The sequence below is a fragment of the Pseudarthrobacter sp. MDT1-56 genome (assembly GCF_059383555.1).
Window position 1 is genome coordinate 18,175 of the sequence record NZ_JBWZCK010000001.1, and the last position, 12,995, is coordinate 31,169.

Consider the following 12,995-nt stretch of genomic DNA (forward strand, 5'->3'; position numbering starts at 1 on the left):
GCCGCCTCACGCAGCCGCCCCGGCGTTCGTCCTTGGCCGCCGGGATTTTGGTTCGCATACTGGAAGCAGGGTGCATATCGGCGCAGCAGAGAAGGACGGGGAGCTATGAGCGGAGGGTCAAGTGGGTCGTTCCGGCGCCGGGTGGAGCGTGCAGCGGAACTCCGCTCTCTTCGGGTGAGCGGAATGTCGGTCCAGGAAGAGGAGGAACTGGCCGCTTCCGAAGAGAAGGAACGGGAACTGCGTGCAAAATTCGACGACGCCGCCAGGGCCGAGTATCTGATCCGCGATGCCATGGCGCAGGGCAAATTCGACCACCTCAAATACGCCGGAAAACCCATCCCCGGGCTGGGGGAGAAGTACGATCCCGACTGGTGGGTCAAAGGCCTGATCCAGCGCGAAAACATCACCGGGATGGGTCCCAGGGCCATCCTGCTCCGCACCGAGGACGCCGGGCTCGATGACCGGATCGACGAGCAGCACTCCGAAAAACAGGTCCGCCAGCTCCTGGAAGATTTCAACGCCCGCGTGATTGATGCCAGGCGGCAGCTGCAGGGCGGGCCGCCGGTCGTCACGAAGACCCGCGACGTCGAGTCCGAGGTGCGGCGCTGGGTGGAGCGCCGCGCGGCCCGCGCCGCCGCCGTCGCTGAGCTGGCGGCGCAACAGGGACCGGAACAGATCCGCCGTCGGTGGTGGCGGCGGTTCTGGTCCGGTCCCTAGCGGCCTGCTGCCGTTGGCCTCTGGCCGCGGCCCGGGTCAGTACCGCGAGATTCAGTACCGCGCGATCTGGGTCAGGTAACCGTAGTACTGGCCATCGATCGGGCGGAGCGGGTCGCCCTCGAAGCCGAAGTCGCTGTGTTTCTTGTTGTACGACGCGGTGATGTCCAGGAACTGGGACATCACGTCCTCGCCCGTTCCCTCACATTCCCCTTCGCTGATGCACAGCGCCAGGGAACCGGCGACGGCAGGGCTGGCGAAGCTGGTTCCGTGGGCCACGGAGTAGCCGCCCGGGGCCGTGGAGGTCATGCAGACCCCGGGGCCGGCGATGGTATGCGCCTTGTCCTCGGACTCGCTGGCGTAGTTGGAGAAGAACGCCGGACGGTCATCCAGTTGCCCCACCCCGGCCCAGTCCTCGGCCCCGCAGACCGGGGCCTCGAGGCCATCAGGCTTGCCGTCGAAGTCTGCTATCGCCGTGGCGGTCAGCACCTCGTCGTACGTGGCCGGGACCGTGCCTGCGATGTCTTCACCGGAGTTTCCGGCTGCGACGGCGTAGACGACTCCGGCCTTGACGGAGCGACAGATGGCGTAGTGCATGGGATCCGTGCCCTTGCCGCAGTTGTCAGTTTCGGTGCCCGGGCCGCCGATGCTGATGTTGGCCACCTCAATGTCGTTCTTCGGGTCCTTGTCCTTGCGCGTCGCCGTCACCCAGTCGATGGCGCAGATGAGCATTTCCTCCGTGATCATGCCGGCGTCATCCACAACGCGAACGGACCACAGCGGGGTTCCCGGTGCCGCGCCGATCACGCCCTCGTTGTTGTCCTTGGCTCCGATGACCCCGGCCACGAAGGTCCCGTGTCCAACATCGTCCGTAGGGTCCACCTTGACTGGCGACCCGGTGGAGCAATCGATGCCGCCGCGCACATTGAGGTCCGGATGGCTTCCGTCGATCCCGCTGTCGATCACGGCCACGTTGACGGCGACGGAGTCTGTGTCACCCTGGTGCCTCGTGTCATCAGAGGCAGCGCCGCCGATCCTCAGCCACCAGAGCGGCTCGACCTGGGTGCTCGGTTCGGGGGCCTCGGGCTTATGGAATTCCCGGGACAGGGTAACGAAGTCAACCCCAGGGTCGGCCGCGAGGCGGGCCGCGACAGATGCCGTCATCGTGGCCGCGTACCCGCTCACGGCAGCCCGATAGACCGTGGATACGGAGAGTTCATAGCTGCCCTGCTGTGCCGCGGCCGTGGTGCCGGCGTCGACGAAGCCATCCTTCAGCACCACAATGTAGCGTTGTTCCGGCTCGGCGCCGGCTGAGGGGACGGCGGCGAGCAGGCCTCCAGCCACGGCGAGACTCAGCGCTGCGAGGCCGCCCACGATTCCCCGGAACCTTGTGATTTTCGGCGGTGGCGCGGCGGTTCCGGCATTCCGGCGTGCCCCCGCGGCTGCAAGCACTGGTTCCCGTGATGATCCCGAACGGCGGACGTGGCTGAACATAGTGGCCTCCCTTAAGCGTCTACGCTACTGAGCGCCCCCCGGTCCTAGCTTAGGCCTGCGACTGTCTCTTGCACACGGACCTTTGGCATTACTTGGAAAAGGACCACAGCAGGAATTCGACGACGGCGGGTCCCGGCCGCCGTCGGAGGCTTGGGCCCGGGCGGCCCTGATCAGGCGGCGGTCCCTAAGTGCGGAGCCACTCCTGATCGAAGTCGGGGTGGTCGTAGTAGGGCAGGGCCAGCGTGTTCAGGGACTGCTCCAGCCATTCCAGGGATTGCGGGATCCAGCCTGCGTCCTGAACGGGGTCGCTGACCAGTGACGCGAGTGCCGCCTGCCGGGCTGATTCCACGATGCGGATCAGTCGCCGCTTGGCCTCGCATTCGAGCAACAGTCGTTGTTCGTACCAGGCGCCGGATTTGGAGACAGTCCGGTCGCCCAGGAGGGTCCGCGCCACGGCCTCGTCCTCGGTGATCCGCTCGGACAGGAAATCGACAATGTCCACACCGCGAGCGTACGCGCGGTCCTTGGCCTGCAGCCAGCCCGGGCGCCGCGACTGTCCCGTCGGCTAGTGGACCGCCAGGTTTGCCGCGTCCTCGGGACCGACGAAGAGGCAGGAACCCTCGTGCCGCTCGGTCCCCTCACAGGTCCGGCCGGTGGGCAGGTGGACGTTGCCGCAAAGTCCGGTAATGGCCACGTCCTCGCGGACGTGCAGGCTGCTCAGGTCGGGCCGGTGCTGGCTTTGCTCGTGGATTTGGCGGCCGGGGGAATTGTGCTCTGGACTGTTCATGTCTGCTGCTCCTTGGAGTGCCGTGCAGGCGGGTGCCAGTCTCGATTGAGTCCGATGCCACCAGTCTCACACGGCGACGTTAGTACCGGGTGACCGACCCGTCAGATATTTGTCTCGGTCCCGGTACCGGGATGCTTTCGCAGGGGTATATTTCGAAGGAGAGCAGCGACTTCAACCAGGCGAGAAGGGGTGCGCCATGATGGTGCCAAATTCAGCGGACATCGGTGACCGGGAACAGAGTGCGCGCGGCGAGGCGCCGATCAGCGCGGACGCTCTTGCCACCCGGCTGGGTGACATCGCCCGGGAGCTCCAGCACGAGGATGACCCTGACTCCGTGCTGGCCGGGATCGTGCACGCCGCGTTAGAGCTGGTACCGCATGCGGCCGAGGCCTCGGTCAGCCTCGTCACGGGCCGCCGGACGATCGACTCGCGTGCTGCTTCCAGTGAAATGCCGCGCCAGGTGGATGCCCTGCAAAGCGAGACCGGGCAAGGTCCGTGCCTGGAGGCCTCTTACGAAGAGCGGGTTGTCAGCGTTCCCGATCTCAGCTCGGACCAGCGCTGGCCGGAATTTTCGCGGGCGGCCTACAAGCTCGGAGCACGGAGCATGCTCTCCTTCCAGCTCTTCGTCGATGGCGCCCACCTCGGAGCCTTGAATCTGTTCGGGAAGGAAGTAGGCGCCTTTGACGCCGAATCCGAGCGCATTGGGGCGATGGTGGCGGCCCACGCCGCGGTCGCCGTCGCCGGCAGCCAGCAGGTCAGCCAGCTCACCCAGGCACTGGATACCCGGGACCTGATCGGGCAGGCCAAGGGAATCCTGATGGAACGCTACAAGATCACGGCCCAGCAGGCTTTCCTGCTGCTCTCTCGGGCCAGCTCGGAGCTGAACATCAAGCTTCACGACGTCGCGGAGCGGTTGACCGTCAGCGGGGAAATGGCCAAAAAACCCTGACACCGGCCGGGCTCGCGCCCGGCACCAGGTTCTCAGCCGTTGGCAGTAAACCGGGTGCCATCGATAAGATCCGAGCACACCCGGGACAGCGGTGTTTGATCGGTCCGGGCACGATGCAACAACTCTTGAAGGGCCTGCTCCGCCGACAGTCCATGGCGTTCCATCAGGATCCCGCACGCGCGGTTGGTGTTGTCCCGGCCGGCGAGTGCGCCTTTGAGCGGGCCACTCAGGTGCCGGGGTGTCTCGGAGCCCTGGACATGGGCGAGCAGGGTTGCCGCGGGAACAGCGAACTTCTCAAGCAGATGCCCGGTCGCGGCGGTATAGGCTGCCGGCAGGGTGGCGTAGACCTTCAGCGTTCCGAGGGGATCGCCGGCGGCGGCCAGCGGCGTGCTGACAACGGAGCGGACGGGCAGCGAAACGACGGCCCCGCCCCAGAGCGGCCACCGATCATCCGCCGCGGCGTCGTGGACCAGGACCGTTGTCCCAGCGGTCCAGGCCTCCACGCACGGGCCCTGACCCAAATCGTGCTGGGCGGTGTCCACCTGACCCACGAATCGTGCTGTCGACGCGGTGCTGCTTCCGCGCCCGTGCTCGTCGAACAGGGAGATGCCGGCCCCGGCGGATCCTGGAATGGCATCCCGGACCGCCTGAACGAGCAGCTGAAGCGCGCGGTCCACCTTGTCCTCGGTCAGGAGCAGGCCTTTGATGCGCGCGAAGACGGCGGTCAGTTCATCGAGGGGGAGCGGATTGAATGGCTGGTTAAGCACTTGCGGCCTTACGGCGTGAGGGCACGATCACCCTGCGTATGCCCCCTGCTGAGCCGGGACGCCTAGTGCGGCGGTCCACTTCAAGCATAGCCCGCCGCACTGTGTGGCGGCTAAAGATCGACGACTGCGCGACGTCCCGCCGTCGTCGTCCTGCACGGCCGCTGGTGCCGGCCTCAGCCTCAGCCCGCAGCAGCCAGCGGAATTTCCAGGAACCCGCCGGCGGCGTCCCAACTGCTCGCCGTCCCGAGGTGCCGGCTGAGCCGCTGCATCCGTTCCGCGATCTGCCGGGAATTCCGGCCCGCCAACCTTGCCTGGAAATCGGTGATCAGGGTCGGGTACAGCCGCAGCGTCAGCGGTGTTCCCCCGTCCGTGGAGAGCAGGAAGATGAACGACTGGTCGTTGCGCTCCAGCGGATCCACCGCGTAGTCGTCCACAAAGTCCCCGGCGCTGTAGATGATCGGCCGGTTCCGGAACAGCTCGACGCCGCGGAAGATGTGCGGCGAATGCCCGAAGACCACGTCGGCCCCCGCCTCGATCAGTGCCCGCGCCAGCTCGCGGTGCTCGGACGGAGCCCCGGAGCCCCAGTTTGGCCCCCAATGGGCGGAGACGATCAAGAGCCCGACGCGTGCCTTGGTGCGCCGGACCAGGGCCAGCAAATCGGCCACCCTGGGGTCGCTGTCCACCACCGGGACGTAGAAGACGCCGGGCTCGCCGTCAGCTTCCCAGTCCGGCTGGTTGTCGGTGAAGGCAATGAGGCCGACGGCGGTCCCGGCCACGCGGCGCACCGCCGGCCGGCGGGCGGCGTCCCGGTCGAGGCCGGCCCCGGCATGCAGGATGCCGGCCGAGTCGAGGACCGGGAGCATTTCGCGGAAGGCGCCGGCCCCGTAGTCCAGGACGTGGTTGTTGGCCACCGACACCATCCCGATTCCTGCGGACCGGAGGCTTGCCACGTTCTTCGGGTCGGACCGGAAGTAAAAGACCTTCCCGGCCTCCGGCTCTCCGCCGGCTGCCAGGACGCATTCGAGGTTGGCGATCGTCAGGTCCGCCTGGCGCAGCACGGAGTCCGTGTCTCCCCACGGGTACTCGGCGCCGACCCGTCTCAGCCGCTCGTTGACCAGCCGTCCCAGCATGACGTCGCCCAGCAACCCAATCAACATCGCACACCCGTCCGGGGCTCAGGATTCGTAGTTTTCCACCTGCTTGACGGGGCGGGGCTCTGCCTCATTCGGGTTTTCGCCGTACTGCAGCTTGGCCCTCCGCTGCCGCAGGAGGTCCCAGCACTGGTCCAGGTCCTCTTCGATGCGCTTCAACCGCGTGTGCTCCGGACCGTGTTCGTAGTCCGGCGAGGAGGACGGGGCTTTCTCGCGGAGCGCCTGCTCTTCTTCCACCAGCGCTGAAATTCGTTCCAGGATGTGTTTTTCGTCCATGACAGCCTTCTTTCGGGTAGCAGTCCTCCCGCCAGAGTAGCGAGGCTGAGATGCGCCGGCCAGAGGACCGGCTCGCGTTACAGGCAAAGCAGGTGGAGTCCGCGGCGATAGCTGCGCCGGGTGCCCGGCGGGACAAAACAGCAACATAATCAGCTTGCTTATTATTTTGGCGCTTCCTAGAGTTGGTCCTGTAAGGCATCAATCTCTCCGTGTGGAGGTTCCCGGCCGGGCCACGGCCGCGTGGACCTCCCCGGCCACCAGAGGAGGACCCATGTCAGAGCACAACATTGCCGGTAAGAAAGTCGCCTTCCTGCTCACGGACGGTGTGGAGCAGGTGGAACTGACCAGCCCCTGGAACGCCGTGAAAGAGGCCGGCGGCGAACCCACCCTGGTTGCCCCCAAGGGCGGCAAGCTCCAGGGCTACGACGGCACCGAGAAGGGGCAGAAATTCGACGTCGACCTCACCGTCGCCGAGGCTAACGCCTCTGATTTCCACGCCCTGGTGATCCCCGGCGGCGTCGTCAACGCGGACCACCTCCGCGCCGACAAGGACGCCCAGGCCTTTACCCGGGCCTTCTTTGAGCAGCACAAGCCGGTGGCCTCGATCTGCCACGGCCCCTGGCTGCTGATTGAGGCCGGCGTCATCAGCGGCCGGAATGTCACCTCGTACCACACGCTCCAGACCGACCTGAAGAACGCCGGCGCCAACTGGAGTGACCAGGAAGTGGTGGTCGACCAGGGCCTCGTGACCAGCCGGAATCCGCACGATCTTCCCGCCTTCAACGACAAAGTGCTGGAGGAAATCGAGGAGGGCGAGCACGCCGGCCAGACCGCCTAGGCGGCGACGCCCCGCAAGTGGCCCGCGCTGCGGCCGCATCTACCCTCCAGGGCTGATCTGGGGCAGGATATGCCGTGTAACGTGCGCCGCCGCGGCCGCAACGCGGCACCCTGGCCGGCGCCCCAGCTGCAAGGAGTCCCGGATATGACCACGCTTAACCCGTACCTGAGTTTCCGCGACAACGCCAAGGAAGCAATGACCTTCTACCAGTCGGTCTTCGGCGGCGAACTGAACACGAGTACCTTCGGCGAGTATCACGCCAGCGAAGATGCCGCCGAGCAGGACAAGATCATGCACGCCATGCTGACCACGGACAAGGGAATGGTGCTGATGGGTGCGGACACACCCAACGGCATGGAATACACGCCGGGAAGCAGCATCTCCGTCTCGCTGAGCGGCTCCGACGAGTCCGAACTGCGCGGTTACTTCGACAAGCTCGCCGACGGCGGCCGAGTGACGGTCCCCATGGAGAAAGCGCCCTGGGGGGATGTCTTCGGCATGTGCACGGACCGCTTCGGCACGGACTGGCTGGTCAACGTCGGCCCCGAGTAGGGGCCAAGGGCGGCCGCGGACTGGAGCCGCCCGGATGCCGGGCCGGGCGGCGAGTGGGCCGCCCGGCCCCTAGTCGGGGCTGGAATCCGTCGTGAGTCCGCGGTCGTCGACGGACTGCTCGTCCTGTTCCTCCGCCGGGCCGGTCGCCTTATTGCCGTCGTTGGCCCCGGCTGCTGCCTGTGCCTCGGTGGTGCCTGAACCCCGAAGGCTCTCGTCCTGGCCTTCCTCGCGGGGCACCGGCGCGGCACCGGCCTGGCTTACGTCCTCGACGCCGTCCTTGACGATTTCTTCTGGTTCCTTGGGTTCCTTGCCCATCGGTTCCTCCCCGCTCTGGCTGCTCTGGTCCAACAGTCAGGGCCCGGCCGCGGGCCCTGACTGCCCAAGATACACCGCCGCCCGGCCCGCGTATTCCCCTCTACCGTGGGCGCGGCTATTCTAAAGGCGGCCGGGCGCCGCAAATTCGAGTCCACCTTCCCGGCCAAGAGAGGCATGCCATGACCGAGAAGTTGCACCTCACGCCGGAGGATGAGTTCCCGGAGGACCTCACCAAGGTGGAAAACAAGGACCTGCAGGTCCTCGACAGCCAGGTCCAGCGGCAGCTGGACCACGAATACGTGGCAGATGGCGAACCGAACCCGGAGACCGAATTCAGGCACTACGACCTCGATGAGGAGTTCAGCGAGCGCGACAAGAGGAGCGAGTGACCGGCTGGATTGTCAGTATGCTTAGTAGACGCTGACAAGTGGCGCTGAACAAATGCGCTGAACAGGAAAGAGCCCACCATGGACAGGCCCGACCGTTTTGAGATCGAGGCCGCAGGCCATCTGGGCCATTTGTTTGTCTCCACACGGCCGGCCGGTTTAGCCGGTGCGGAGGCGGCGCGTCCGGCCGTTGTGCTGATCCACGGAATCGGCGTCTCGCACCGCTATCTCAAGAGGCTCCACGGGCTGCTGGCCGAGTCTGTGGACACCTACTCGATTGACCTGCCCGGCTTCGGCTCAACGCCACGGCCGGAGCACACCCTCACGGTCGCCGACCACGCAACGTATATCCACGGCGCGCTGGAACAGCTGGGGGTCCTGGAGTTCGTGCTTGTGGGGCACTCGATGGGCACCCAGTTCGCGATCGAAGCGGCGCTCCAGCAGCCCGGCCGGATCTCCCAGCTGGTCCTGATGGGACCGGTGGTCGATGCTAAGCGCCGCACCGTGGTGCAGCAGGCCCTGGCGTTGGGCCGGGACAGCGTGTTCTTCGAAAGCCCGTCCTCGAACGCCCTCGTTTTCACCGACTATTTCCGCTGCGGGCCCCTCTGGTACCTGAAGACCCTGCGCGTCATGATGGGCTACCCCACGGAACAAAAGATTCCGGGGGTGTCCGCTCCGGTCCTCGTGGTGCGCGGCGCCAACGATCCGGTGGCCTCCGCAGACTGGTGCCGTCGGCTGGCCGCGCACGCAGCCCAGGGGCAAGTGCTCGAAATCGAAGGCACGGGGCACGTGGTGCAGCACAACCGCTCCGGGGAGGTGGCGGGAGCCATCCTGGACTTCGCCGGGATCCGCAGGACGGCTGGAGAGGCTCCCCAGGGGCGCCCGGCATGAGCGGGGTCCTGCAGGCCGCCCGGTGGTGGGCCCAGGACTACCTCTATGCCGCCGGCCGGCAGATCCTCAGCGCTGTGTCCCGGACCAGGCCGGAGGATTTCCTCAGCGGGACCGGGCGGCCCGTGGTGGTGATTCCGGGGGTTTACGAGGATTGGCGCTTTATGCTGCCGCTGGTCAAGCGGCTTCATGAGGCCGGCCATCCGGTGCACGTGCTGACCCCGCTGCACCGGAACCGGCTCGCGGTTCCCAAAGCTGCGGATCTGATTGCCGGATACATTCGGGATCGTGACCTCACGGACGCGGTGATCGTCGCCCACAGCAAAGGCGGGCTGATCGGCAAATTCGTGATGATGCAGCTGGATCCGGAACGCCGGATCGCCGGCATGGTGGCGGTCTGCTCGCCGTTCTCCGGCTCGCGCTACGCCTTGTTCATGTTGCTGCCGAGCCTGCGGGCCTTCTCGCCACGGAATGCCGTGACCATGCAGCTCTCCCGTGAGGAACGCGTCAACGAGCGCATCACCTCGGTCTACGGGAGCTTTGACCCGCACATCCCCGAGGGGAGCGTGCTCCCCGGCGCCCGGAATATCCAGCTCGACACCGCCGGGCACTTCCGGATCCTGGCCCACGAGGGCACGATCCGGACCATCCTGGACACAGCGGCCGCGCCTTCGAGCCAATAGTCGCCCGCGCCAGCCCCTCGACGGCTAGTCTGACAGTGAACGTATCAGTGTCCGGATCCCGGACTGACCTTTCAAGGGTTCAGTATGTCTCTTCGCCGGCCATTTCCCGCGGCCGGGGCGTCGCCCGATGTTGCCGACGGCATTCCCCCGGAGCTCCTGGTCCGCGCCCTTGAAGCGACCTCCGAAATTTCCCTGATCACGGATGCGGCACAGAACATCCTGCATGCCAGCCGCTCCTTCAGCGCCATCACCGGCTACTCGGAAGCGGAGGTGCTCGGCATTAATTGCCGGATCCTCCAGGGTGCGGGTACCGCGCCGGAGGCCGCCGGGGCCATCCGTGACGCCCTGGCCCGCGGGGAACAGTTCCGGGGGGAGATCCTCAACTACCGCAAGGACGGATCGCCGTTCTGGAACGCCCTGGCCATTACCCCGCTCCGGGACGAGCACGGTCAGGTGACACACTTCGTCAGCGTGCAGCGGGACATTACCGCCCGGGTCGCCCTGCACGAACAGCTCCGGTTCCAGACCACCCACGATCAACTGACCGGCCTGCCCAACCGCGCCGCCCTGGATGGCCACCTCGCCAAGGTGCTGGATCCCGACGGCGGCTCCCGGCCGGCCGTCGCCGTCGGACTCATTGACCTGGACCGGTTCAAGGAAGTGAACAACGCCCTGGGGCATGAGGCCGGTGACATCATCCTGAAAAGCTGGGCCGCCCGGATGCAGGCCCGGCTCCAGCCGGCGGAGTTCCTCGCGCGGATGGGCGGCGACGAATTCGTGCTCGTGGTTGCGGGCGCGGCCGGCGGCGATGATGCGGCGCTGGGCGGCGTGCTTCAGCGGCTCGGCCGGAGTATGGCCGAGCCCTTCGACGTCTCCGGGGAATTGATTTCCCTGACCATGAGCGCGGGGCTGGCATGTTCGCCCCGCGATGGCATTGAAATGCGCACCCTGCTGCGTGGTGCCGATGCCGCGCTCAATGTGGCCAAAGCCCGCGGGGGCGGAACTCAGGGCTGGTGGCGGCTGGCCGGGGATGCCGTGGACGCCGGCGTGGCTGCGGGATCCCCGGCGACCGTCGAACCACCCGGTGGGACACCCGCGGGGGCGGATCCCTCCGGTGATTCCGTCGCCTTCCACCGGGAGCGGCTCTTCGACGGCGGGCTGGAAATGTTCATGCAGCCAACCGTGGACCTCGACGCAGGCGGCGTCTATCTCTTCGAGTCCCTGGCCCGGCTAAGGCTCGGGGATGGCAGCGTTGTGCCGCCGGCGGCGTTCCTCCCGCACCTCAGCGCGGCCGAGACCGCATGGCTGTTCCGGGCGGGGCTGGAGCAGGTGCTGGCGAGCCTCGCGGCCTGGGACGGGCTGGGGCTCTCCGCCAAGGTCTCCGTCAACATTGCGCCGTCCACCCTGCTGGACCCGGCCTGCCCGCCCTTCGTTGAAGAGGCGCTCCGGCGGCATGCGGTCGCGCCGGAGCGGCTGGTCCTGGAACTGCTCGAATCCGAGACCGCGGACTGGGACCTGCTCCGCGGACCGCTGAACCGGCTGGTCACGCTGGGCGTGGGCCTCGCCATGGATGATCTCGGCGCGGGCTACAGCAGCCTCAAGCGGCTGTCGATGCTGCCCTTCACGGCGTTAAAGATCGACCGGGACCTGCTCACGGGTCTACGCACCGGTCCGCTGGAAACACTCAGCCTGATTGCCACCCTCGTGCAGATCGGCCGGGATTTCGGCCTGACGGTCGTCGCCGAAGGCCTGGAAGACCTGGGCGCGACCGAAGCCGTGGCCGTATTGGGCGCCCGGTACGGCCAGGGCTACCACCTCGCCCGCCCGATGCCGACCGCCGAGGTCCCGGGCTGGACGGCGGACTTCGAACCTCAGGAGTACCACCGCCGGGTCCGGACTGCCCTCGGTGCGCTGGCCTTCCACTGGAAGTTCCTTCGGCTCGGATCCCCGCACCCGCACGCCGTCGGGGACTGCCTCTTCACGGGATACCTGGAGTCCCGCGGCGGGAGGCAGGAGAACGTCCACCGCTGGCACGCCCAGCAGCATCGGGCCGACAGCAGTTCCGGCGCCAGCCGGATGATTGTGGATTGGCTGGTCCGGGAAATCCGGCGCGGGGCTTAGGCGTCGAAGTGCGTCTGGGCCGGTCCCTTACCAAGCGACTCCACGACCCCGGCCGCCACGGCGTGCAGCTTGATGTTGCGTGCGCTGGAAGCGGCTTTGAGGAGCTCGAAGGCCTCCGCCTGGCTGCAGCGGTTCTGCGCCATGATGATGCCTACCGCGACGTCGATGCCGGTCCGTGTCTCCAGCGTTGCCCTGAGGTTCGCCGCAGTGTCGCTGTAGTGCGCGAATCGCACCGCCAGGCGCAGCGCCAGGGACGTCTGGCTCACGAAGGTCCGGGCCAGGTCCATCGCCCTGCCATCAAACCGGCCCGCGCGGTGCGAGTACAGGTTGAGGGCCGCCCGGGTGTCACCGTCCAGCAGGAACGGCAGGGCCAGGATCGAGCGGACGCCGTGACCCCGGACGCTGGCGGCGTACTGCGGCCAGCGCCCGCAATCGTCGAGATCCCGGATATGGACAGTTTCCTGTTCCCGGGACGCCGTCACGCACGGGCCGTCACCGAAGGTGTATTGGATTTCGTCCATGGCCTGGGCGGCCGCGCTGCTGCTGGCCACGGTCGCGGCTTTCCGGTGCCGGAAGAGCGTGATCCCGCACAGGATCTCGTCGCCGGGCTCCGAGAGGCTGCGCGCGGAAACCCGCGCCAACTCGCGCAGGAAATCCTCAACGTCGGAGCTGTTGAGCATCAGTTCCTGCAGGTGCTGGTTGGTTGAAGTTGCGTCTATGGAAGCTGCGGTTGATTCTCTAACCACTGTCTCGTTGTGTCGTTTCACTCAGGTCAAAACGATCCGGACGGGCGGCCCACGTGCGTCAGGGCGACAGTGGCGGACGGCGGACGGCCGGATCGAAGAACAATCCAACGGCTCGCTGCAAAACCGTACGGGGAAATTATATACAGCAGCCTCACGCCCTTTTGGCCGGATCTGACCTGCCCCGAACAAGCCCTGCGACACCTGCCGGGAGGGACACGGCGCCCGTTTCCGGGTCGGCTCATATGCTCCGCAGTGCGCCGCGGGGGACCGGGCGGGGGCGCCCGCCAATCCGGGCACAAAGGCCCTCACGTCCAGGGGCCTCCTGACA

Annotated in this window: 16 protein-coding genes; 8 read left to right on the top strand and 8 right to left on the bottom strand. The window is 66.9% G+C overall.

What is annotated here, in order from left to right:
* Positions 1–105 precede the first annotated feature (105 nt).
* Positions 106–717 carry a DnaJ family domain-containing protein gene (locus AC50YC_RS00065; protein ID WP_494951616.1) on the top strand — a complete coding sequence of 204 codons (612 nt, stop codon included), beginning with the start codon at positions 106–108 and terminating at the stop codon, positions 715–717.
* A gap of 51 nt (positions 718–768) precedes the next feature.
* Here the strand turns inward: AC50YC_RS00065 and AC50YC_RS00070 are convergent, their stop codons facing one another.
* The 3 genes from AC50YC_RS00070 to AC50YC_RS00080 all read right to left on the bottom strand — a co-directional run bounded on the left by AC50YC_RS00070 (position 769) and on the right by AC50YC_RS00080 (position 2,995).
* Complete coding sequence (locus AC50YC_RS00070; protein ID WP_494951617.1) at positions 769–2,088, bottom strand: S8 family peptidase; 1,320 nt, start codon at positions 2,086–2,088, stop codon at positions 769–771.
* 304 nt (positions 2,089–2,392) lie between these two features.
* Positions 2,393–2,710, bottom strand: a complete 318-nt coding sequence (locus AC50YC_RS00075; RefSeq protein WP_494951618.1) for a DUF6221 family protein — start codon at positions 2,708–2,710, stop codon at positions 2,393–2,395.
* Between the two features lie 63 nt (positions 2,711–2,773).
* Entirely contained in the window at positions 2,774–2,995 is a 222-nt protein-coding gene (locus tag AC50YC_RS00080; RefSeq protein WP_494951619.1) for a hypothetical protein, read from the bottom strand.
* Positions 2,996–3,191: 196 nt separating this feature from the next.
* Here AC50YC_RS00080 and AC50YC_RS00085 point away from each other — a divergent pair, with 196 nt between their 5' ends.
* Positions 3,192–3,944, top strand: coding sequence for a GAF and ANTAR domain-containing protein (locus tag AC50YC_RS00085; RefSeq protein ID WP_494951620.1), 753 nt, complete (start codon positions 3,192–3,194; stop codon positions 3,942–3,944).
* Between the two features lie 32 nt (positions 3,945–3,976).
* Here AC50YC_RS00085 and AC50YC_RS00090 read toward each other — a convergent pair whose 3' ends face one another.
* The 3 genes from AC50YC_RS00090 to AC50YC_RS00100 all read right to left on the bottom strand — a co-directional run bounded on the left by AC50YC_RS00090 (position 3,977) and on the right by AC50YC_RS00100 (position 6,138).
* Positions 3,977–4,711, bottom strand: a complete 735-nt coding sequence (locus AC50YC_RS00090) for a GAF and ANTAR domain-containing protein (protein WP_494951621.1) — start codon at positions 4,709–4,711, stop codon at positions 3,977–3,979.
* 179 nt (positions 4,712–4,890) lie between these two features.
* Positions 4,891–5,868, bottom strand: coding sequence for a CapA family protein (locus AC50YC_RS00095; RefSeq protein ID WP_494951622.1), 978 nt, complete (start codon positions 5,866–5,868; stop codon positions 4,891–4,893).
* Positions 5,869–5,886: 18 nt separating this feature from the next.
* Positions 5,887–6,138: a DUF2630 family protein gene (locus AC50YC_RS00100; RefSeq protein WP_494951623.1), complete on the bottom strand. Its 252-nt coding sequence runs from the start codon at positions 6,136–6,138 to the stop codon at positions 5,887–5,889.
* 271 nt (positions 6,139–6,409) lie between these two features.
* On the opposite strand from AC50YC_RS00100, the gene AC50YC_RS00105 reads away from it, so the two are divergent.
* Positions 6,410–6,976 (top strand): type 1 glutamine amidotransferase domain-containing protein, encoded by a 567-nt coding sequence (locus tag AC50YC_RS00105; RefSeq protein WP_494951624.1) that lies wholly within the window; start codon positions 6,410–6,412, stop codon positions 6,974–6,976.
* Positions 6,977–7,120: 144 nt separating this feature from the next.
* On the top strand, positions 7,121–7,528 hold the full coding sequence (locus AC50YC_RS00110; protein WP_494951625.1) for a VOC family protein: 408 nt from the start codon (positions 7,121–7,123) through the stop codon (positions 7,526–7,528).
* Positions 7,529–7,597: 69 nt separating this feature from the next.
* Here the strand turns inward: AC50YC_RS00110 and AC50YC_RS00115 are convergent, their stop codons facing one another.
* Complete coding sequence (locus AC50YC_RS00115) at positions 7,598–7,843, bottom strand: hypothetical protein (protein ID WP_494951626.1); 246 nt, start codon at positions 7,841–7,843, stop codon at positions 7,598–7,600.
* A gap of 179 nt (positions 7,844–8,022) precedes the next feature.
* On the opposite strand from AC50YC_RS00115, the gene AC50YC_RS00120 reads away from it, so the two are divergent.
* The 4 genes from AC50YC_RS00120 (at position 8,023) to AC50YC_RS00135 (ending at position 11,921) form a co-directional block, all read left to right on the top strand.
* Entirely contained in the window at positions 8,023–8,232 is a 210-nt protein-coding gene (locus AC50YC_RS00120) for a hypothetical protein (protein WP_494951627.1), read from the top strand.
* Positions 8,233–8,310: 78 nt separating this feature from the next.
* Positions 8,311–9,120 carry an alpha/beta fold hydrolase gene (locus AC50YC_RS00125; RefSeq protein WP_494951628.1) on the top strand — a complete coding sequence of 270 codons (810 nt, stop codon included), beginning with the start codon at positions 8,311–8,313 and terminating at the stop codon, positions 9,118–9,120.
* Positions 9,117–9,800, top strand: a complete 684-nt coding sequence (locus tag AC50YC_RS00130) for an esterase/lipase family protein (RefSeq protein ID WP_494951629.1) — start codon at positions 9,117–9,119, stop codon at positions 9,798–9,800. The genes AC50YC_RS00125 and AC50YC_RS00130 overlap by 4 nt, the downstream gene beginning before the upstream one ends.
* Positions 9,801–9,884: 84 nt before the next feature.
* The gene (locus tag AC50YC_RS00135; protein WP_494951630.1) at positions 9,885–11,921 is read left to right on the top strand and encodes a putative bifunctional diguanylate cyclase/phosphodiesterase; all 2,037 of its coding nucleotides are present in this window, start codon (positions 9,885–9,887) and stop codon (positions 11,919–11,921) included.
* Here AC50YC_RS00135 and AC50YC_RS00140 read toward each other — a convergent pair.
* A complete protein-coding gene (locus AC50YC_RS00140; RefSeq protein ID WP_494951631.1) occupies positions 11,918–12,667 on the bottom strand; it encodes a GAF and ANTAR domain-containing protein in 750 nt (249 codons plus the stop codon). The two genes, AC50YC_RS00135 and AC50YC_RS00140, sit on opposite strands and share 4 nt — an antisense overlap.
* Positions 12,668–12,995 lie beyond the last annotated feature (328 nt).

Coding starts and splice junctions, on each gene's coding strand:
- AC50YC_RS00065 (WP_494951616.1), top strand. CDS start 106: ATGAGCGGAGGGTCAAGTGGGTCGTTCCGGCGCCGGGTGGAGCGTGCA.
- AC50YC_RS00080 (WP_494951619.1), bottom strand. CDS start 2,995: ATGAACAGTCCAGAGCACAATTCCCCCGGCCGCCAAATCCACGAGCAA.
- AC50YC_RS00085 (WP_494951620.1), top strand. CDS start 3,192: ATGATGGTGCCAAATTCAGCGGACATCGGTGACCGGGAACAGAGTGCG.
- AC50YC_RS00095 (WP_494951622.1), bottom strand. CDS start 5,868: ATGTTGATTGGGTTGCTGGGCGACGTCATGCTGGGACGGCTGGTCAAC.
- AC50YC_RS00100 (WP_494951623.1), bottom strand. CDS start 6,138: ATGGACGAAAAACACATCCTGGAACGAATTTCAGCGCTGGTGGAAGAA.
- AC50YC_RS00105 (WP_494951624.1), top strand. CDS start 6,410: ATGTCAGAGCACAACATTGCCGGTAAGAAAGTCGCCTTCCTGCTCACG.
- AC50YC_RS00110 (WP_494951625.1), top strand. CDS start 7,121: ATGACCACGCTTAACCCGTACCTGAGTTTCCGCGACAACGCCAAGGAA.
- AC50YC_RS00115 (WP_494951626.1), bottom strand. CDS start 7,843: ATGGGCAAGGAACCCAAGGAACCAGAAGAAATCGTCAAGGACGGCGTC.
- AC50YC_RS00120 (WP_494951627.1), top strand. CDS start 8,023: ATGACCGAGAAGTTGCACCTCACGCCGGAGGATGAGTTCCCGGAGGAC.
- AC50YC_RS00125 (WP_494951628.1), top strand. CDS start 8,311: ATGGACAGGCCCGACCGTTTTGAGATCGAGGCCGCAGGCCATCTGGGC.
- AC50YC_RS00130 (WP_494951629.1), top strand. CDS start 9,117: ATGAGCGGGGTCCTGCAGGCCGCCCGGTGGTGGGCCCAGGACTACCTC.
- AC50YC_RS00135 (WP_494951630.1), top strand. CDS start 9,885: ATGTCTCTTCGCCGGCCATTTCCCGCGGCCGGGGCGTCGCCCGATGTT.